The 19388-nt window shown below is 72.4% G+C and carries 18 protein-coding genes; 6 read left to right on the top strand and 12 right to left on the bottom strand.

Annotated features, from left to right (window positions below):
- The first annotated feature begins 48 nt into the window (after positions 1-48).
- On the top strand, positions 49-849 hold the full coding sequence (locus tag ACZ4XX_RS28850) for an SDR family oxidoreductase (RefSeq protein ID WP_468510791.1): 801 nt from the start codon (positions 49-51) through the stop codon (positions 847-849).
- Positions 850-962: 113 nt separating this feature from the next.
- Here the strand turns inward: ACZ4XX_RS28850 and ACZ4XX_RS28845 are convergent, their stop codons facing one another.
- Entirely contained in the window at positions 963-2300 is a 1338-nt protein-coding gene (locus tag ACZ4XX_RS28845; protein WP_468510790.1) for an ROK family transcriptional regulator, read from the bottom strand.
- Between the two features lie 123 nt (positions 2301-2423).
- On the opposite strand from ACZ4XX_RS28845, the gene ACZ4XX_RS28840 reads away from it, so the two are divergent.
- From ACZ4XX_RS28840 to ACZ4XX_RS28830, 3 genes are all read left to right on the top strand, one after another.
- Positions 2424-3638: an MFS transporter gene (locus tag ACZ4XX_RS28840; protein WP_468510789.1), complete on the top strand. Its 1215-nt coding sequence runs from the start codon at positions 2424-2426 to the stop codon at positions 3636-3638.
- A gap of 144 nt (positions 3639-3782) precedes the next feature.
- Complete coding sequence (locus tag ACZ4XX_RS28835) at positions 3783-5228, top strand: uracil-xanthine permease family protein (protein ID WP_468510788.1); 1446 nt, start codon at positions 3783-3785, stop codon at positions 5226-5228.
- A 73-nt stretch (positions 5229-5301) separates the two neighbouring features.
- Positions 5302-6036 carry a DUF5995 family protein gene (locus tag ACZ4XX_RS28830; protein WP_468510787.1) on the top strand — a complete coding sequence of 245 codons (735 nt, stop codon included), beginning with the start codon at positions 5302-5304 and terminating at the stop codon, positions 6034-6036.
- Positions 6037-6078: 42 nt separating this feature from the next.
- On the opposite strand, the gene ACZ4XX_RS28825 is transcribed toward ACZ4XX_RS28830, so the two are convergent.
- On the bottom strand, positions 6079-7791 hold the full coding sequence (locus tag ACZ4XX_RS28825) for a flavin monoamine oxidase family protein (RefSeq protein WP_468510786.1): 1713 nt from the start codon (positions 7789-7791) through the stop codon (positions 6079-6081).
- A gap of 68 nt (positions 7792-7859) precedes the next feature.
- A complete protein-coding gene (locus ACZ4XX_RS28820) occupies positions 7860-8666 on the bottom strand; it encodes a carbon-nitrogen hydrolase family protein (protein WP_468510785.1) in 807 nt (268 codons plus the stop codon).
- Positions 8667-8955: 289 nt separating this feature from the next.
- Between ACZ4XX_RS28820 and ACZ4XX_RS28815 the strand changes: the two genes are divergently transcribed.
- Positions 8956-9522: a Repetin gene (locus ACZ4XX_RS28815; protein ID WP_468510784.1), complete on the top strand. Its 567-nt coding sequence runs from the start codon at positions 8956-8958 to the stop codon at positions 9520-9522.
- Between the two features lie 76 nt (positions 9523-9598).
- On the opposite strand, the gene ACZ4XX_RS28810 is transcribed toward ACZ4XX_RS28815, so the two are convergent.
- Positions 9599-10054, bottom strand: coding sequence for an Lrp/AsnC family transcriptional regulator (locus tag ACZ4XX_RS28810; protein WP_015032260.1), 456 nt, complete (start codon positions 10052-10054; stop codon positions 9599-9601).
- Between the two features lie 10 nt (positions 10055-10064).
- Positions 10065-11552 (bottom strand): amino acid permease, encoded by a 1488-nt coding sequence (locus tag ACZ4XX_RS28805; protein WP_468510783.1) that lies wholly within the window; start codon positions 11550-11552, stop codon positions 10065-10067.
- 343 nt (positions 11553-11895) lie between these two features.
- Between ACZ4XX_RS28805 and ACZ4XX_RS28800 the strand changes: the two genes are divergently transcribed.
- The gene (locus ACZ4XX_RS28800; protein WP_468510782.1) at positions 11896-12906 is read left to right on the top strand and encodes a GDSL-type esterase/lipase family protein; all 1011 of its coding nucleotides are present in this window, start codon (positions 11896-11898) and stop codon (positions 12904-12906) included.
- Here ACZ4XX_RS28800 and ACZ4XX_RS28795 read toward each other — a convergent pair.
- The 7 genes from ACZ4XX_RS28795 to ACZ4XX_RS28765 all read right to left on the bottom strand — a co-directional run bounded on the left by ACZ4XX_RS28795 (position 12887) and on the right by ACZ4XX_RS28765 (position 19370).
- Positions 12887-13411 (bottom strand): GNAT family N-acetyltransferase, encoded by a 525-nt coding sequence (locus ACZ4XX_RS28795; protein WP_468510781.1) that lies wholly within the window; start codon positions 13409-13411, stop codon positions 12887-12889. The two genes, ACZ4XX_RS28800 and ACZ4XX_RS28795, sit on opposite strands and share 20 nt — an antisense overlap.
- Positions 13412-13547: 136 nt before the next feature.
- Complete coding sequence (locus ACZ4XX_RS28790) at positions 13548-14990, bottom strand: GuaB1 family IMP dehydrogenase-related protein (protein WP_468510780.1); 1443 nt, start codon at positions 14988-14990, stop codon at positions 13548-13550.
- A 105-nt stretch (positions 14991-15095) separates the two neighbouring features.
- Entirely contained in the window at positions 15096-15428 is a 333-nt protein-coding gene (locus ACZ4XX_RS28785; RefSeq protein WP_468510779.1) for a barstar family protein, read from the bottom strand.
- Positions 15418-15858 carry a guanyl-specific ribonuclease gene (locus ACZ4XX_RS28780; RefSeq protein ID WP_468510778.1) on the bottom strand — a complete coding sequence of 147 codons (441 nt, stop codon included), beginning with the start codon at positions 15856-15858 and terminating at the stop codon, positions 15418-15420. Before ACZ4XX_RS28780 ends, ACZ4XX_RS28785 begins: the two co-directional genes overlap by 11 nt.
- A gap of 68 nt (positions 15859-15926) precedes the next feature.
- Positions 15927-16943, bottom strand: coding sequence for a sugar-binding transcriptional regulator (locus ACZ4XX_RS28775; RefSeq protein ID WP_030316333.1), 1017 nt, complete (start codon positions 16941-16943; stop codon positions 15927-15929).
- Between the two features lie 180 nt (positions 16944-17123).
- On the bottom strand, positions 17124-17807 hold the full coding sequence (gene rpe, locus ACZ4XX_RS28770) for a ribulose-phosphate 3-epimerase (protein WP_468510777.1): 684 nt from the start codon (positions 17805-17807) through the stop codon (positions 17124-17126).
- Positions 17808-17957: 150 nt separating this feature from the next.
- Positions 17958-19370 (bottom strand): RsmB/NOP family class I SAM-dependent RNA methyltransferase, encoded by a 1413-nt coding sequence (locus tag ACZ4XX_RS28765; RefSeq protein ID WP_468510776.1) that lies wholly within the window; start codon positions 19368-19370, stop codon positions 17958-17960.
- Between the last annotated feature and the right edge of the window lie 18 nt (positions 19371-19388).

The raw sequence follows: 19388 nt of genomic DNA, 5'->3' as shown, positions 1-19388 counted from the left end.
GGCGCGCCCGCATGTGCGGAGGACGCCGGGGGCGGTCAGTCTGGAGACATGAGCACCATCCTGGTGACCGGTGGCACGGGAACCCTCGGCCGGCCCGTCTGTGAGCGGCTGCGCGCGGACGGCCATGACGTACGGGTCCTCAGCAGGCACTCGCCGCCCTACGCGGTCGACCTCAGGCAGGGCGGGCCGCTGCTCGACCGGGCCGTCGACGGGGTCGACGCGATCGTCCACTGCAGCAACATCCTGCGCGGCGACAAGGACGCCGCGCGCATCCTGATCGAGGCGTCCCGGCGCGCCGCGGTGCCCCATCTGCTCTACATCTCGATCATCGGCGTCGACCGGGTGCCGCTCGGCTACTACCGCACCAAGTACGCGGTGGAACGCATGATCCAGAGCTCGGGCATCGGCTGGACGCTGCTGCGCACCACCCAGTTCCACGACCTGATCCTCCAGCTGCTCCAGGGCCTGGCCAAGCCGCCCGTGATGCTGCTGCCCAAGGAGGTGCGGGATCAGCCCCTCGAGGTGACGGAGGCGGCCGCGCGCCTCGCCGAGCTGGCCGCGGGACCGCCTGCGGGCCGGGTGGAGGACATGGGCGGCCCCGAGATCCGGACCTTCGTCGAGCTGGCCCGCTCCTATCTGCGGGCGAGCGGCCGCAATCGCCGTCTCGTCGAGGTGCCGTTGCCGGGCGGGGCCTACCGGGGGCTGCGGCGCGGCGAGCACCTGGCACCGGACCGCGCGGTGGGGCGCGTGACGTTCGACGAGTTCCTGGCACGGCGGTTCGGCGGGGCGGGAGGTCCGGGCGGGGCGGGCGGGCCGAACGGGTCGCCAGGGCCGTCGACGGGCGCCTGACACCCGCCCGAAGCCCTGGCCTGGCCTGGAGGACTGGGCTGGACTGGGCTGGCCTGGGCTGGCCTGGGCTGGGCTGGCCTGGGCTGGACTGGGCTGGCTTGGACTGGCCTGGCCTAGAGTCCCGCCGTCGGCGCCCCGAAGAGCGCGTCCTGCGCCGCGTCCCGGGCCAGGAGCAGGGCGCCGCGCAGCACCGCCGCACCGCCCAGGGCCGTCGCGCGGACCTCCGTACGGAGCGGGGACAGGGCGGCGAGTTCCGCCTCCACGCGCGCGGCGAGCGCGGCGCCGCCCAGGTGTCCGGTCTCCCCGGCGAGGACCACGCAGCCGGGGTCGAGGACCGCGACGACGGCGGCCGCGCCGATGGCGAGGCGGCGGGCCAGGGCGTCAAGGAAGGCGGCGTGGCCCGGAGCGAGCACATCGGCCGGAGCGAGCACCTCTCCCGGAGCGGGTGCATCGGCCGGAGCGAGCACCTCTCCCGGAGCGGGTGCATCGGCCGGCGCGAGCGACTCCCCCGGAGCGGGCGCATCCCCCGGGGCGAGTGCCCGCGGCCCGGCCTGCCTCCCCTGCGTACCGGCCCGAGGCCACCCCCCGGCATCGCCCGGCGCCAGCGCCTCCGCCGCCGTGAGGCCGTGGGCGGCGGCCAGGGACTCGACGGCCGCCGCGCAGGCCAGCTCGTGGAAGCCGCCGTCGCAGCCGGTGGCCGACGGGAGCCCCGAGGTACCGGGAACGGGCAGGAAGCCGATCTCGCCCGCGCCGCCCGAGGCCCCGCGGCGCAGCCGCCCGCCGAGGACGACGGCCGCGCCGACGCCCTGGCCGAGCCAGAGCAGGACGAAGTCCTCGCGGTCGCGGGCCGCGCCCTCCCGCAGTTCGGCGACGGCGGCGAGGTTGGTCTCGTTCTCGACGAGGACGTGCGCGGGCAGCCGTTCCTGGAGGACGCCGACGAGCCGCCGGTGCCAGGCGGGCAGTCCGGAGGAGTCCCGGAGTTCGCCGGTGGCCGGGTCGATGAGGCCGGGGGCGCCGACGGCCACGCTGTGCAGCCGGTCCGCGCCGGCCTCCTTCACGGTCCGCTCCAGGAGCCCGACCGCGTTCTCGACGGCGGGGCCGGTGTCGCTGTCGTCGCCGACGGGCACGGAGGCCTCGGCGAGGGTGGTGCCGAGCAGGTCGGCGACGGTGACGGAGACCGAGCGGGTCCGTACGTCCAGGGCGGCGAGGTGCGCACGGTCGGCGACGAGTCCGTACAGCTTGGCGTTGGGTCCCCGGCGTTCGGCTCCGGACTCCCCGACGACATGGACGAGCCCGGAGCCCTGGAGCCGCTCGACGAGGTCGGCGACGGTGGGCCGGGAGAGTCCGGTGAGGGTCTTGAGCTGAGTGGCCGTCAACGGGCCTTCGTCCTGGAGCAGTCGCAGGGCGAACCGGTCGTTGATGGCTCGTGCGGTGCTCGGGGATGCGGCCATGCGGCGATCCTCTCAGACGCGCCCGGGTGCGGAGGCCGCCCCGCGGTCTATTTATCAGGCAGGGTTCCTGATAGTTTACGGCCGCACCATCCGGCAACGCCACACCACACCCAGGGAGGGCCCATGGCGGCGGAGACCGTCACCAGCACCGAACGCCTGCGGCGGGCACGCTTCGCCGTCGCCGCCGTCTTCTGCGTCCACGGCGCCGTGACCGGCAGTTTCGCCACCCGAATCCCCTGGATCCAGGAGCACGCGGGCGTGAGCGCGGGGCAGCTCGGGCTGGCGCTCGCCTTCCCGGCCCTCGGCGCCTCCGTGGCGATGCCGCTGGCCGGGGCGATCTCCCACCGGTTCGGGGCGCGCACGGCGCTGCGCGGCCTGCTCACCCTCTGGACGCTCTCCCTGACGCTGCCCGCGCTCGCCCCGAACATCTGGGGCCTGTGTGCCGCGCTGTTCGTGTACGGCGCGACCGCCGGCATGTCCGACGTGGCGATGAACGCGCTCGGGGTCGAGACCGAGAACCGGCTCGGCAAGTCCATCATGTCGAGCCTGCACGGCATGTGGAGCGCGGGCGCCCTCATCGGCTCCGCCGCCGGCACCGTCGCCGCCCACCTCGGTGGCGACGCCCGGCTTCACCACCTGATCGCGGCCCTCGTCCTCACCGCGCTCGGTCTGGTCTTCTGCCAGGGCGTCCTGGACGTGCACAGCACGCCGGACGAGGAGGCGCCGCCGCGCTTCTCGCTCCCGCCGAAGTCCGCGCTGATCATCGGCGCGATCGGTTTCTGCGCGGTGTTCGCCGAGGGTGCCAGCCTCGACTGGTCGGCCGTCTACCTCCGGGACGAGCTGGGCAGCTCCGCCGGGCTCGCGGCCGCCTCCACGACCGCCTTCGCGCTGACGATGACCGTCGCGCGCCTGGCCGGCGACCGGGTCGTGGACCGCTTCGGCGCGGTCCGTACGGTACGGGTCGGCGGCGCCGTCGCGACCCTCGGCGGGATCCTGGTCGTCGTCGCCCCGCACGCCGCCGTCGCCATGGCCGGATTCGGTCTCATCGGGCTCGGGGTCGCGGTCGTCGTCCCCCTCGCCTTCGCCGCGGCCGGGCGCAGCGGCCCGAACCCGAGCCAGGCCATCGCGGGCGTCGCCACCATCACGTACACCTCGGGGCTCATCGCCCCCTCGGCGATCGGCGGCATCGCCGACGCGACCTCGCTGGTCTTCTCGTTCGGCCTGGTCACCCTGCTCGCCCTGGGGCTCGTGGTGGGCGCGGGCGTCCTCAGGTCGGGCGGGCGGGAGGCCACGCCGACGAAGCCCGCCCCGGAGAAGACCCCGGGTCCCGTCGGGTAGCCGTCACGGGCCCGGGCGCCCGGGCAGGGACCGGGGCCCGGGCGGACATCCCCGGCCCTCACCGGCCCGGGGCGGCGCATAGCATGTGGCTGATCTTTTGCGGTCACGACACGGCCGCCGGAACCGGAGAACGGGAGCCACCTCATGAACCTCGGCGTGCGCTGGACCTTGCACGGCGACGGGAAGACACCCGCTCCCGGAGCCGTCGTCCGCCCGGACGAACGGCTCTCCTGGCCCCGCACGGCCGGGCTCGGCGCCCAGCACGTGGTCGCCATGTTCGGGGCGTCGTTCGTCGCTCCGGTGCTCATGGGTCTGGACCCGAACCTCGCGATCATGATGTCGGGTGTCGCGACCGCGATCTTCCTCCTCGCGACCCGCGGCACCGTCCCCTCCTACCTGGGCTGCTCGCTCTCGTTCGTCGGCGTCGCCGCCGCCATCCGGGCCTCCGGCGGCACCAGCGCCACCGTGACCGGCGCGGTCCTCGTCGTCGGCGCGGTGCTCTTCCTCGCCGGTCTCGCGGTCAGGAGGTTCGGCGCGCGGATCATCCACGCGGCGATGCCGCCGATCGTGACCGGCGCCGTCGTCATGCTGATCGGCTTCAACCTGGCCCCGGTCACCGCGGCGACGTACTGGCCGCAGGACCAGTGGACGGCCCTGCTCGTGATGCTGTTCACCGGCCTCGCCGTCGTCTGTCTGCGCGGCTTCTGGTCCCGGATCGCGATCTTCCTCGGCCTGGTCTTCGGCTACGCCGTCTCGTGGATCTTCGACCTGGTCTTCGGCAGGATCAACTCGATGTCCGCGAGCGGCCAGGTCACCGACCACTGGCGGCTCGACCTCTCCGGTGTCTCCCGGGCCGACTGGATCGGCCTGCCCTCGTTCCACGGCCCGAGCTTCGAGTGGTCCGCGATCCTGGTCGCGCTGCCCGTCGTGATCGCCCTGATCGCCGAGAACGCCGGCCACGTCAAGGCCGTCGGCGAGATGACCGGGGACGACCTGGACGACAAGCTCGGCACCGCGATCGCCGCCGACGGCGCCGCCTCGATGCTGTCGACGGCCGTGGGCGGCCCGCCGAACACCACGTACTCCGAGAACATCGGCGTCATGGCCGCCACCCGCGTCTACTCGACGGCCGCCTACTGGGCCGCCGCCGGCTTCGCCCTGCTCTTCGGCCTCTGCCCGAAGTTCGGCGCGGTCGTCGCCGCCATCCCCGGTGGTGTCCTCGGCGGCATCACCGTGATCCTCTACGGCATGATCGGCCTGCTCGGCGCCCAGATCTGGATCAACGCCAAGGTCGACCTGCGCAACCCGCTCAACCTGGTCCCGGCCGCCGCGGGCATCATCATCGGCGTCGGCGGGGTGAAGCTGACCTTCACGGACACCTTCGAGCTGGGCGGCATCGCACTCGGCACGATCGTCGTCATCACCGGCTACCACGTGCTGCGGGCCTTCGCGCCGGCCCACCTCAAGCAGCAGGAGCCGCTGCTCGACTCCGGCACCAGCTCGTACGAGGGCAAGGCCGGCGAGAGCACGACCGGTGGGAGCGCGACCGGCGAGAGCACGTCCGGCGACGAGCCGCTGTCGAAGAACTGAGTGATTCGCCCGTTCTGGGTAAGCCGGGCCGGAGGAGTTCCCTCCCGGGCCCGGCGACTGGGAGCCTGCCCGCATGGCGCAGACCCAGCAGATCGGGCAGAGCGAACAGACACAGCGGGTCGGGCGGCAGCCCGGCCCGTTCCTCGCGGTCGACCCCGTGGTGGACCGGATGCGGGCGTTCCGCTCGGCCTGGCATCCGGCCGACGGGGTCGCCGTCTTCAACCGGGTCTATCTCACGGTCACCGAGGAGATCGGCCACGCCATCGAGGCGGGCGGCTTCGCCGACCGGCGTGCCGCCACCACCCTCGACGTGCGGTTCGCCGAGCGGTACCTGACCGCGGTCGACGCGGCGGCGACCGGCCTCCCCTCCCCCGCCTGCTGGCGGCCGCTGTTCCGCTACCGCCGCCATCCCGGCGTACGGCCGCTCCAGTTCGCGCTGGCCGGGATCAACGCCCACATCGGCCACGACCTGGCCCTCGCGGTGGTCGACACCTGCCGGGTCCTGGAGTGCGCGCCCGCCGACCTGGAGGACGAGTTCGACCGGGTCGGCGACGTCCTGGTCCTCCTGGAGGAGCGCATCAGGGAGGAACTGATGCCGGGCCCGGACCTCCTGGAGGTCGCGGACCCGCTGACACATCTGCTCGGCTGCTGGAGCCTCGACCGGGCCCGCGACGGGGCCTGGCTCGCGGCGCGCTCGCTGTGGCAGCTGCGCGGCCTGCCCGAGCTGGCCGAGGAGTTCACGGAACGCCTCGACCGCTCGGTGGGCCTGGTGGGCCGGATGCTCCTCACACCCCTGACCAGGCCCTGAACCGGGGCCCTGCCGCATCCGGCCGGCCCCGCGCCGTACGGCTCAGTCCTCCGGCAGTTCGACCGGGGCGATCTCGTCGTACACGTCGCCCGGACCCGGGTTCGTGGCGTCGGTGCCGCCGCCGAAGTGGTGCATCACGCCCCACACCGCGTTGAGCGCCGTCTGCACCGCGCCCTCGGCCCAGCCGGCCGTCCAGGAGATGTCGTCGCCCGCGAGGAAGATGCCGCGCTTGTCCTCGGGCAGCCGGTCCTGCATGAAGTGGGTGAACAGGCGCCGCTGGTAGCGGTAGTGACCGGGCAGGTTGGCCTTGAAGGCGCCCATGAAGTAGGGCTCGTTCTCCCAGGAGACCGTCACCGGGTTGCCGATGATGTGCTTCCGGATGTCGACCTTCGGGTAGATCTCGCCGAGCGACTTCAGCATGACCTCCATCCGCTCGTTCGCGGACAGCGGCAGCCACTTCAGGCTGTCGTCGCACCAGGTGTACGACAGGCAGATCGTGGCGGGCTTGTCCGGGCCGTCGTCGAGCAGGTACGTGCCGCGGGTCATGCGGTCGGTGAGCGTCATCGACATGACGTCCCGGCCGGTCGGGTTTCCCCCGTCGTCGACGGCCTCGTCCAACCAGAACGGCCGGTCCACCGGCACGAAGAGCTTCGAGGACTCCATGTAGTGGGTGCGCTCGATCGCCGTCCAGTGGTCGATCGGGAAGAGCGAGTCGTCACAGGCGATCTTGGAGAGCAGCATCCAGGACTGGGCGGTGAAGATCGCCGCCTGGAAGGTACGGATGTCGCCGGAGGCGTCGGTGACGGTGATCCGGTTGCCGGCGGTCCGGTTCAGCCGGGTCACGGCCGGCTTGGGGGTGCCCTCGTGCAGGGAGCTGAGCGAGGTGCCCTGCGCCCAGTGGAGGATCTTCTCCGGCTCGCGCTCCCACAGGCGCAGCGGCAGCTGCTGCGAGCCGCCGACGATGCCGCGGTGGTGGTCGTCCGCCTCGGTGTAGACGACGCGGAGGATCTCCAGGATGGAGTTGGGGAAGTCGGTGTCCCAGCCGCCGGTGCCGAAGCCGACCTGGCCGAAGATCTCGCGGTGCCGGAAGGACTTGAAGGACTCCGACTCGCAGAGGAAGCCGTAGAAGGTCTGGTTGTCGAGCTTCTCGACGAGCTTCGACCAGATCTCGCGGATGCGCGGGACGTCGCGCTCGCGCATGGCCTGGTTCATGTCGGAGAAGTCGGCGCCCTCGTCGAGGCAGGCGTTCCACGCGTTCATCACGTCGCGGTAGACCTGCGGGAGGTCGTCGACGGTGGTGGCGTAGTGCGACTCGCCCTTGAGGTCGACGACGGTCGAGGGGGTCGTCTCGGCCAGCGGGTTCGGGAAGGGCGTGGTCTCCAGGCCGACCAGGTCGATGTAGTGCTGGAGCGCGGTCGAGGAGGGCGGGAAGCGCATGGCGCCCATCTCGGCGGTGAGGCCCTCGGTGCCGGTGCCCTCGAAGCCGACGGTGCGCAGCCGGCCGCCGATCTGGTCGGCCTCGTAGACGACGGGCTTGAGGCCCATCTTCATGAGCTCGTAGGCGGCGATGATGCCGGAGAGCCCGCCGCCGATGACGGCGACCTCGGTGCCGTGCTCGGTCGCCGGTATCTGGCCGAGCCCGGCCGGGTGGGCCAGGAAGTCGTCGTAGGCGTACGGGAAGTCCGGACCGAACATGGTGATCGGCGGCTGGCCGTCGCTGTGGGGGACGGCGGTCGTGGGCACCGTGGACGTCATGGGGTACGGACTCCTTGCACGGAAAAAGGGTGAGTCTTGGCGACTGCGCGAGCTGGGGGCGGTGCGGCTCAGACGAGTGAGCCGTAGAGGCCCGGGCGCCGGTCGCGGAGGTAGGGGTTCTCCTCGCGGGAGGCCGCGAGGAAAGCCGGGTCGACGTCACCGAGGACGAGGTCCTCGCCGCGCCCGGCGCGAGCCCGGGCGGTGCCGTCGGGGCCCGCGAGGGTGGAGAGGCCGACGAACTCGAACTCCTTCTCCGGGCCGGTCCGGTTGGCGTACGCGATGTAGAGCTGGTTCTCGAAGGCGCGGACCGGCACCACGGACAGCGGCACGACCTCGGCGGGGTGCATGAGCGCGGTCGGTACGAGGAGGAGGTCCGTACCGGCCAGCGCGTGCGCCCGCACGTTCTCGGGGAACTCGACGTCGTAGCAGATCATCATCCCGACGGTGAGGCCGTCGAGCTCCGTCTGGACGACGGCCCGGTCGCCGGGGGTGAACCACTTCAGCTCGAAGTCTCCGAAGAGGTGGGTCTTCCGGTACTGCGCGAGCGGCACGCCGTCGGCGCCGATGAGCTGCGCGGAGTTGTACAGGACCCCGTGCCGCCCGGTGTCGCGCTCCGGGTAGCCGTAGCCGACGGCCAGGCCGTGGCGCACGGCGATCGCCGCGACGGCGCGGGCGGAGGGGCCGTCGGAGGGCTCGGCCAGGCGCGCGATGTCGGCGCCGATGGCGTACCCGGTGAGGAAGAGCTCGGGGGCGAGCAGCAGTCCCGCTCCGGCGGCGGCGGCGCGGCCGGCGGCCTCGTCGAGGATCTTGAGGTTGGCGGCCACGTCACCGAGTTCGCCGGAGCTCTGGAGCAGGGCGGTGCGCAGCGCGGGCATGCGTGATCCTCGGGGGTCGAAGTACAGGGGGAAGACGTCAAAAACGGTACGGTTTCGCGCTCGGTCGGGACAAGACGGCAGCGTTGCGGACCGACCGTCGAACCGTTGCGCGATCGGCCGATGGGGCGGCGATTCGTTGCGTACGGCTCCGCCCGGGGTCTCGGTCCCGCTCCGCCGCGCGGCGGAGGCGGAACCGTCCTGCGGCTCGACGCCGGGGCGGCGGGCGCCGCGGAAGAGTGGTGGTCGTCCGGAAGACCCCGGACGACCTGCCGAAAGGACCGACGTAGCCATGAACCGTCGTACGAAGATCGTCGCCGTCTCCGCCGCCGTTCTGCTCACCCTGGGGGCGGGGGGCATGGCCGCCGCCTCGGCGGACGACAGCCACCGCCCCGTCGCGGCGCCGGCCGCCGTGAAGGAGGCCGCGGCCCTGACCGGCTCGGCCAAGCTGTACCGCCCGGCCGGGGACGACATCACGTTCACCTTCGACGCGCACCTGGCGGAGAAGAACCGGCAGGATCCGATGAAGGCCACCGGCACGTTCCGCTTCAGCCACTACAAGGGCGACTGGGGCGGCTACGCCAAGGTGAAGGTCGACTGCCTCACCACGGGCGGCAAGGTGGCCGTCGTGTCCGGTGTCGTCGTCGAGACGGATGTGAAGGAGTTCCGGAAGGCGCGGGTGGGCGTCACGGTGCACGACACCCCCGGCGGGGACCGGCTCGGCTACACCTGGATGACCGCCGACCCGCAGAAGGACAAGGTGCAGCCGTGCCTCAGCGGCGCGCCGTTCGAGAAGGTCGAGAAGGGGACGGGCGACTTCGAGGTCGTGCCGTGGGAGTTCGTCTACCCGACCGAATAGACCGCCCCACGGGGGTGGGCGGGCGAAGGGCGGTGCGGGAACCACGGCCCGCACCGCCCCGGCCCACGGACCGTCCCTACGCGGGCGAACCCGAGGAGAAGCGCCGCAGGAGCGGCGACAGCACCAGGACGGACTTGGTGCGTTCCACGAACGGCTCGCCCGCGATCCGCTCCAGGACCCGCTCGAAGTGGCGCATGTCCGAGGCGAAGACCTGGACGACGGCGTCCGCGTCACCGGTGACGGTCGACGCGGACACCACCTCGGGGTACCGCTCCAGGCCTCGCCTGATGTCGTCCGGCGAGGTGTTGTGGCGACAGTAGATCTCGACGAAGCCCTCGGTCTCCCAGCCGAGCGCCGCCGGGTCCACCCGTACGGTGAATCCGGTGATGGCGCCCTCGGCCCTGAGCCGGTCCACGCGCCGCTTCACGGCAGGGGCGGAGAGTCCGACGAGCGAGCCGATGTCGGCGTAGCTGCGGCGGGCGTCTTCCGCGAGGGCGTGGACGATGCGTTCGTCGAGGTCGTTGAGTCGCACTACGGGTGGATCACTTCTCTGCTGAGGTCTCTGCCACGGTCGGCGCGGAGGCCAGTCGGGAGCGGCGCATGCCGTACAGGAAGTAGAACACGAGGCCCGCGGCCATCCAGCAACCGAAGACCACCCAGGTGACCGCGTCCAGGCTGAACATGTTGTACACGCAGAACAGGAAGCCCAGGATCGGGAAGGTCCAGCCGAGCGGCACGCGGAAGGTGCGGTCGATGGTCGGGCGGGTGCGGCGCAGCACGATCACCGCGATGTTGACCAGGGCGAAGGCGAACAGGGTGCCGATGCTGGTGGCGTCGACGAGCTTGCCCAGCGGGATGACCGAGGCGAGGGCGCCGCAGAACAGCGACACGAGGACGGTGTTCACCCGCGGGGTGCCGGTCTTGGCGTTGACCTTGCCGAAGACCTTGGGAACGAGGCCGTCGCGGGACATCGCGAAGAGCACGCGGGTCTGGCCGTAGAGCACGGTGAGCACGACGCTGGCGATCGAGATGACGGCGCCGGCGGCGAGCAGGGTGCCCCAGAACTTCTGGCCGCTGACGTCGTTCATGATCGCGGCGAGCGTGGCCTCGGAGCCGTCGAAGTCCTTCCAGTTCCACGCGCCGACGGCGACGGCCGCGACCAGGACGTAGAGGACCGTGACGATGAGCAGCGAGAGCATGATCGCGCGGGGCAGGTCGCGCTTCGGGTCCTTCGCCTCCTCACCGGCGGTGGAGGCGGCGTCGAAGCCGATGTAGGAGAAGAAGAGGCTGGCTCCGGCGGCGCTGACGCCGGCCATGCCGAGCGGCATGAAGTCGGCGTAGTTGCCGGACTTGAAGCCCATGAAGCCGATGGCGCAGAAGAGCACGAGGGCGGCGATCTTCACGAAGACCATGATCGTGTTGACCACGGCGGACTCGCGGGCGCCGCCGAGCAGGAACACCATGGCGAGCAGCACCACGATCAGGCCGGGCAGGTTGATCACGCCGCCCTCGCCCGGGGCGGAGGAGAGCACGTCGGGGATGGTGACCCCGATCGTTCCGTCGAGCAGCTCGTTGAGGTACTCGCCCCAGCCGACGGCCACGGCGGCGACCGAAACGCCGTACTCCAGGACCAGGCACCAGCCGCAGACCCAGGCGACGAGTTCACCCATCGTTGCGTAAGCGTACGAGTAGGAGGAGCCGGCGACCGGTATGGAGCCGGCCAGCTCGGCGTACGAGAGGGCGGAGAAGAGAGCCGTGAGGCCGGCGATGACGAAGGCGATGGTGACCGCGGGGCCGGCCTTCGGAACGGCGTCGCCGAGGACGACGAAGATGCCGGTGCCGAGCGTGGCACCGATGCTGATCATGGTCAGCTGCCACATGGAGAGCGAGCGGCGGAGGCTGCCACCCTCGCCCTGCCCACCCTCTGCGACCAGCTGTTCCACCGGCTTGCGCCGGGTCAGTGCGCCGAGAGCGGAGGTCTTGCGGGTGGTCGATTCCTCGACCGGTGGGGCTGCGCCATGGTCCAGCACTGCGGAGGCTCCTTATCGCTGCCTGTCGTCGTGACGGGGGACCGCAGCGGTACGCGGGCATGCCGAAAGAGGCCCACGGGGGAGGGGAACCGCCGAGCAGGCGGTCCCCGCCACTCCTGGTACGAGGCATGAGCCTAAGGGGCAGAGGTTCGCACTCGTAATGCAGGGTTGTTGCGCACTGCCGGATGATCATTGCGCGCTTGGGGCGCAGACGGGGAAACATTGTCCTCCCCCGCATGAATCCACACATTGGGGGTGTGAACCGGTCCTCTCCGAGCATTGACTCCTTGTGCCCCATGACCCACGCTGCGAGCGCTCGACGACCCCCCGATCGGAGGTACAGGTGGGCTGGCTCGACCCCACGCCGTTCCTGCGCGGCACGGCCTGGCTGGACGGGAACCGGCCGGTACGCGCCGACCCCGACGACCTGGAACGGCTGCCGTGGGACATCGCCGAGCGGGCCGCGCTGCCCATCGGCGTACGGATGGAGTTCACGGCCGCCCCCGGCACGCGCGCGGTGCTGCTGCGCTACCGGGCGGCCGTCCCCGAGCCCGGCGACCCGCTCGCCGGACTCCGCCACTGCTTCGCGCTCTGGAGCGGTACGCGGCTCGTCGGCGAGGCCTGTGCCGCTCCGGCCCCCGAGGCCACCGTCACGCTCCCGCTGCCCCCGGGCGGCGGCGTCTTCACCGTCCACCTCCCGGAGGGCCAGGCGCCGGTGCCGCTCGCCCTGCGGGCCCTGGGCGGCGCCCTCTCCCCCGCCCCCGTGCAGCCCCGCTGGCTGGTCCACGGCGATTCGATCACCGAGGGCTGGTGGTCGACCCGCCCCGCCCACTCCTGGCCGGCCACGGCGGGACGGCTCCTCGGCCTCGACGCGGTGAACCTCGGGTACGCGGGCGGGGCACGCGGCGAACTCCCGCTCGCCGAACATCTGGCGCGGCTCCCCGGCGAGGTGATCACCCTCGCGTTCGGCACCAACTGCTGGTCGAAGGCGCCCGCGACGGCCGACTGGCTGTACGCCACCGTCCGGGCCTTCGTGGGCCTGGTCCGCCGAGGCCACCCGGACACCCCGCTGCTGATCGTCTCGCCCGTGCTGCGCCCGGCGGCCGAGCACACCCGCAACGCCCTCGGAGCGACCCTCACGGAGCTGCGCAGGGCCATGGAGCGGGCCGGCCGGGATCTGGCGGCCGAGGGCGACACACGGCTCCTGGTCCTGCCGGGACGGCCCCTGCTGGGCCCGGAGCACCTGGCGGACGGACTGCACCCGGACGACCGGGGCCACGCCAGGATCGCGGCGGCGGTCGCCGAGGCCCTCGGCGGCGTCCTGGAGCCTTCGCTCAGGCCCCCGGCGCCGTGAGGTCCCTGACCAGGAAGGTGCAGGGGTCTGCCTCGTCGTGCGGACGTCCGTCCGCGTCCGTCCAGCTCCAGCGGTCCGTGTAGGCGACGACGGGTGCGTAGCCCAGCCGGGCGTACAGCGCCGCCGCCCGCGGGTTGTCGTGCCCCACGCCGATCCCCAGGGCGGTCCCGCCGCGCTCCCTCGCCAGCTCCTCGGCCGCGTGGATCAGCGCCGTACCGATGCCCTGGCCCCGGAGCTCCGCCCGTACGTCGAGGCCGTTGAACTCCGGGCACTCCCCGACCACGGCCCGCACCTCGGGGGCCGCGCAGCCGTCCCAGCGGACCTGGCCGTGACCGACGGGCACCCCGTCCCGCCAGCCGATGAGGTACGTGCCTGTCCCGGCGCCCTGGCGCGCGAAGCGGTCCGCGTGGCGGGTCGGCGCCCCGGGCGCGGGAAGGTGCCGGTCGAGCAGGAACAGGTCGGCGGCGCGGCAGGGCCGGATCTCCGTACGGTGCGCAGGGTCCATGCGGCGACCGTACGGGACGACGACGGGCCCCCGGGAAGGATTTCCCGGGGGCCCGCTCATGTCACGAGGTGACGGGACCAGGTCCCGTCGTCACACAGCCGTCGTCACCCGAAGGGCGGGAGTTCGACGACAGGGCCTAGCTCCAGCTGGCGTGCAGCGGCTTGCCCTCGGCGTAGCCCGCGGCGGACTGGATGCCGATCACGGCCTTCTCCTCGAACTCGGCGAGCGAGCCGGCACCGGCGTAGGTGCAGGAGGAGCGGACGCCCGCGATGATCGAGTCGATCAGGTCCTCGACGCCCGGGCGGGCCGGGTCGAGGAACATGCGCGAGGTGGAGATGCCCTCCTCGAAGAGACCCTTGCGGGCGCGGTCGTAGGCCGACTCCTCGCTCGTGCGGTTCTGCACGGCGCGGGCCGATGCCATGCCGAAGGACTCCTTGTACGGGCGGCCGTCGGCGGTGTGCTGGAGGTCGCCCGGGGACTCGTACGTCCCGGCGAACCAGGAGCCGATCATCACGTTGGACGCGCCCGCGGCGAGCGCCATGGCGACATCGCGCGGGTGCCGGACGCCACCGTCGGCCCAGACGTTCTTGCCGTACTTCTTCGCCTCGGCGGCGCACTCCAGGACGGCGGAGAACTGCGGACGGCCGACGCCGGTCATCATGCGCGTGGTGCACATGGCGCCGGGGCCCACGCCGACCTTGATGATGTCCGCGCCGGCCTCGATGAGGTCGCGCACACCCTCGGCCGCGACGATGTTGCCGGCGACGATCGGGACGTGCGGGTCGAGGGCGCGGACGGCCTTGATCGCGGTGATCATCGACTCCTGGTGGCCGTGCGCCGTGTCGATGACGAGCGTGTCGACGCCCGCGTCGAGGAGCTGCTTGGCCTTGCCGACGAAGTCGCCGTTGATGCCGACGGCGGCGGCGATGCGCAGCTTGCCGTTCGCGTCGACGGCGGGGCTGTACAGCGTCGCGCGCAGCGCGCCCTTGCGGGTCAGGATGCCGACGAGACGGCCGTCCTTGTCCACGGCCGGGGCGTAGCGGCGGTTGGCGTGGTCGAGCGTGTTGAACGCGTCGCGCGGCTCGATGTCGGCGTCGAGGAGCAGCAGGTCCTTCGACATGACCTCGGAGAGCTGCGTGAAGCGGTCCACCCCGGACAGGTCGGCGTCGGTGACGACACCGACGGGACGGCGGTCCTCGTCGACGACGACGGCGGCGTCGTGCGCCCGCTTGGGCAGCAGCGAGAGCGCGTCGGCGACGGTCTGGTGGGGGGCGAGGACGATCGGGGTGTCGAGCACGTGGTGACGGCTCTTGACCCACGAGATCACATCGGTGACGACCTCGATCGGGATGTCCTGCGGGATGACGACCAGTCCGCCCCGGCGGGCGACGGTCTCGGCCATACGGCGGCCGGCGATGGCGGTCATGTTGGCCACGACCAGCGGGATCGTGGTCCCGGTTCCGTCCGGCGAGGAGAGGTCCACCGCCTGGCGGGAACCGACGGCCGAGCGGCTCGGCACCATGAACACATCGTCGTACGTCAGGTCGTAGGGCGGCTTGACGTCATTGAGGAAACGCACGTGCTGACATCCCAGTCGTTCGGATCGGCCCCTAGGCATTTCAGCCAGGGGAAAAAGCACGTAGTTCATTGTCCCACGCCAGTACGAATACCAGCCCCGGGCGATTCATCCGAGGCTTCCGGCAGTGGCTTCGTCGGATCCTCCGAATGCCGCCCCCAGGGCGACGAGGACCATGAGGTGGGTGGGGCGCTGATCGACGGCTGCGGCGAAGACGTCCTGGGCGGTCCGCCACTCGCGCGGGCGCGTCCCGGCGTACTCCCGCCAGCCGGTGACGACGAGGGTGACCGGCCCGGGCAGATCGGTGAGGCAGTCGGCGAGGGCGTCCCAGTTCCGGCCGAACCAGTCGGGCAGGGCGAGGGCGGTGGCGCACCGGTCCATGAGTCCGGCCTTGTCGGTGACGCCGGTCAGATCGAGGACGACCGGATCGTCAATCCTCATCCGTGATCACCTCCCGGAAGCTCTCGTAGTGATCGTCGGTCCAGTAGATCTCGCCGCCCCGCCCGGTGACGATCCGGCGCGCTCCGCGGTCGCGTTCGCCGGGGGTCCGCACGGTGTACTCGCGGTAGTAGCCGCGTGGCTCGCGGGGCAGGATCCGCTCGAAGTTGGAGAAGACGACGCCGTCCCTGGCGTACGGGTAGGGGCCGCCGCGCGCGATGAGGCCGAGCGTCTTGCGCGCCTCGGGAGGCAGGTCGGCGGCCCGCACGGTGGGCAGCCCCGAGGTTCCGGTGGGCGCGGCGGCCTCGGCCGTGGCGCCGGCCGTGGTGCGGGCGCCCGTGACCGGTCCGGCACCGCCGCTCGACGAGGAGCACCCGGCCAGGAGGACGCAGAGGACGAGCGCGAGGAGCACGCGAGAGGGCCGGAGCGACATGTCCCGAACATACCGTTACGGGATGGCTCCGGCCCTCGGCCGACTCGATCAGCTGACGCGGTCCTCGTTCAGACGCCGTCCGGGTCCGTCCGGTCGAGCGCCGGGTGGGTACCCGGGCTGGACTCGGTGAGCAGGTAGTCCGCCGCGGCGCGGTCGGTGACCAGGCTGGTGACGAGGCCGGAGCGGAGCACCGCGCCGATCGCCGCCGCCTTGCGCTGGCCGCCCGCGATGGCGACGACCTCGGGGATCCGGCGCAGCCGGTCCGCCTCGACGGTGATGCAGCGCTCGCCCAGGTCGCGGCCGACCCGGCGCCCCTCGGCGTCGAAGAGGTGCGCGGACATCTCGGCGGCGACGCCGAGCGAGGCGTAGTGGGCACGCTCCTCGTCCGAGAGCATGTCGTGGACGGTCGAGATGCCCGGCTCCCAGGAGCCGATGGAGACGCAGGCGACGGTCACCTTGTCGAAGTACTCGAAGGCCCGCGCGATACCGGTCTGGCTGCGCAGCGCCGCCGCGGTCGCCGGGTCCGGGAGCAGCATGGGCGCGTAGATCGGGTGCGCCTCACCGCCGGAGACCTGGGCGGCGCGGCGGACGGCCTCGACGGAGCCGCGCTCGGCGGTCCCGGCGTCGTACACACCGGTGAGCTGGACGACGGTGCACGGGGGCAGCCGGTCGAGCGCCGCCGCCATGTGGATGGTGGAGCGGCCCCAGGCGAGACCCAGGACGTCGCCCTCGGTCACGAGCTCGCCGAGCAGGTCGGCCGCGACCTCGCCGAGGTTCTCGGGGTCGGGCGACTCGTCCTCGCCCTCCGCCGGGGACTCGACGACGACGGCGTGACGGAGCCCGTAGCGGGCACGGAGCGCGTCGGAGCGCTCGGCGTCCAGCTCGGCCGGTACGCGGATCTCGATGCGTACGAGATCACGCTCCAGGGCGGTCTCCAGGACCCGGGCCACCTTGAAGCGGCTCACGCCGAACTCCTCGGCGATCTGGATCTTGGACTTGCCCTCGAGGTAGAAGCGACGGGCCATGGCCGCCGCCTGCACCAGCTCCGCGGGGCCCATCCGCAGGGCTGACCGTCCCGCCGACATACCCGCCACCGCGATCTCCTCACCTGTTCACGTACCGCTGTTCACGTACCGACGTTCATGTACCGCTGTTCGCGTACCGCTGTCGTTCACACTCTGGACTCGCCGTCCATCCTGTCAGATACGGCGCGCCTTGATCAGTCCTGTCGACGGCCCGACGGACCGCGTTCATCAGCCGGAGGCTCAGTGGCCACACGCCCACGGGGCGGCGGCCGTCGCGACCTCCGCGCGGGCCCGCAACGAGGCGACGGCGGCGGCCGGATCTGCCGCGCCGTAGACCGCGGAACCCGCCACGAAGACATCGGCGCCGGCCTCCGCGCACCGCTCGATCGTGGACTCGGCGACCCCGCCGTCGACCTGGAGCCACAGCTCCAGACCGTGCTTGGAGATCAGCTCACGGGTTCGGCGGATCTTCGGCAGCATGATGTCGAGGAAGGCCTGACCGCCGAAGCCGGGCTCGACGGTCATGATCAGCAGCATGTCGAGCTCGGGGAGCAGGTCCTCGTACGGCTCGATGGGGGTGGCCGGCTTGAGCGCCATGGAGGCGCGCGCGCCCTTGGCCCGGATCTCGCGCGCGAGCCGGACCGGCGCCGCGGCGGCCTCGACGTGGAAGGTCACCGAACCGGCGCCCGCCTCGACGTACTGGGGCGCCCAGCGGTCGGGGTCCTCGATCATCAGATGGCAGTCGAGGGGGGTGTCGGTCGCGCGGGCGAGCGACTCCACGATCGGCACACCCAGGGTCAGGTTGGGCACGAAGTGGTTGTCCATGACATCGACGTGGAGCCAGTCGGCCCCGTCGACGGCCTTCGCCTCATCGGCGAGCCGGGCGAAGTCCGCGGACAGAATGCTGGGGTTGATCTGCGCCATGGACCAAGCCTCCCACGTTCTTGGGCACTTCTTTGCCGCCGAGCGGTTTCGGATGCGGTCCAGACCATTTTCGGTGCGAAGCGACGAGCCGGGACCGGCGCAGACCGGGATATTACGGTCAGGTGATCGAAGGGTCGGAAGACCGCCGGGTCACGCCGTGCGGCGGATGAGCGCCAGATACATGGCGTCCGTACCGTGCAGATGCGGCCAGAGCTGGAGGTCCGGACCGTCACCGAGCGCCGGTACGCCCGGCAGCAGCGGGCGGGCGTCGATCAGCTCGGCGCCGCCGACCTTCTTCAGGACGTCGTCGACGACCACCCGGGTCTCGGCGAGGTGCGGCGAGCAGGTCGCGTACCCCACGACACCGCCGACCCGGACCGCGGCGAGCGCCTCCGTGAGCAGGGCGCGCTGGAGCGGCGCGAAGCCGTCCAGGTCCTCGGGACGACGGCGCCAGCGGGCCTCGGGGCGACGGCGCAGCGCGCCGAGGCCCGAGCAGGGCACATCCATGAGGACCCGGTCGAAGGAGCCGGGGCGCCACGGCGGCCGGGTGCCGTCGGCGGCGATCACCTGGTACGGGCCGGGGTTCCCGGCGAGGGCGCGCTCGACGAGGCGCGCGCGGTGCGGCTGCTTCTCGGAGGCGAGCAGGGCGGCGCCCCGCTCGGAGGCGAGGGCCGCCAGGAGGGCGGCCTTGCCGCCGGGCCCCGCGCAGCCGTCGAGCCAGCGGGCGTCGGGGCCGTCGAGCGGCGCATCGGCGAGGGCGATCGCGACGAGCTGACTGCCCTCGTCCTGGACGCCGGCCCGGCCGTCCTTGACCGCCTCGATGGCACCGGGCTCGCCGCCCTCGGCCATCCGCACGGCGTACGGCGACCAGCGGCCCGGCAGGGTCTCGGTGGCCTCGGCGAGCTCGTCGGTGGTGGACCGGCCGGGACGGGCGACGAGGGTGACCTCGGGGCGCTCGTTGTCGGCCTCCAGGAGGTCCTCGATCCCGGCACGGCCGCCGCCGAGGGAGTCCCAGAGCGCCGAGACGACCCAGCGGGGGTGCGAGTGGACGACGGCGAGGTGGTCCTCGGGGTCCGCGTCGTACGGCGGGGCGACCTGAGCCACCCAGGCGTCGAGATCCTGCTGCGAGATCTTCCGCAGCACGGCGTTCACGAACTTGGCCCGCCCGTCGCCGAGCACGACCCGCGCCAGCTCGACGCTGGCGGAGACGGCGGCGTGGGTGGGGATCCGGGTGCCGAGCAGCTGGTGGGCACCGAGCGCGAGCACATCGAGCACGGGCGGGTCGACCTCGCGCAGCGGCCGGTCGATGCAGGCGGCGATGATCGCGTCGTACGTGCCCTGGCGGCGCAGCGTCCCGTAGACCAGCTCGGTCGCGAGCGCCGCGTCCCTGCCGTCGAAGTCCCCGCCCTCGCGGGCCTTCTTGAGCAGCGGCGGCAGCACCAGGTTCGCGTAGGCGTCCCGCTCGTCCACCGCCCTCAGCGCCTCGAAGGCGAGCATCCGGACGGGGTCCTTCTGGGGCCGCCGGTAGGGCTTGTGGGGACGGCGACGTGCCTGCTCGCTCAAAGGTGCTCCGCGTGACGA

This window comes from Streptomyces sp. NPDC029956, assembly GCF_055574655.1.
This window is presented reverse-complemented; position numbering and strand designations above follow the sequence as displayed.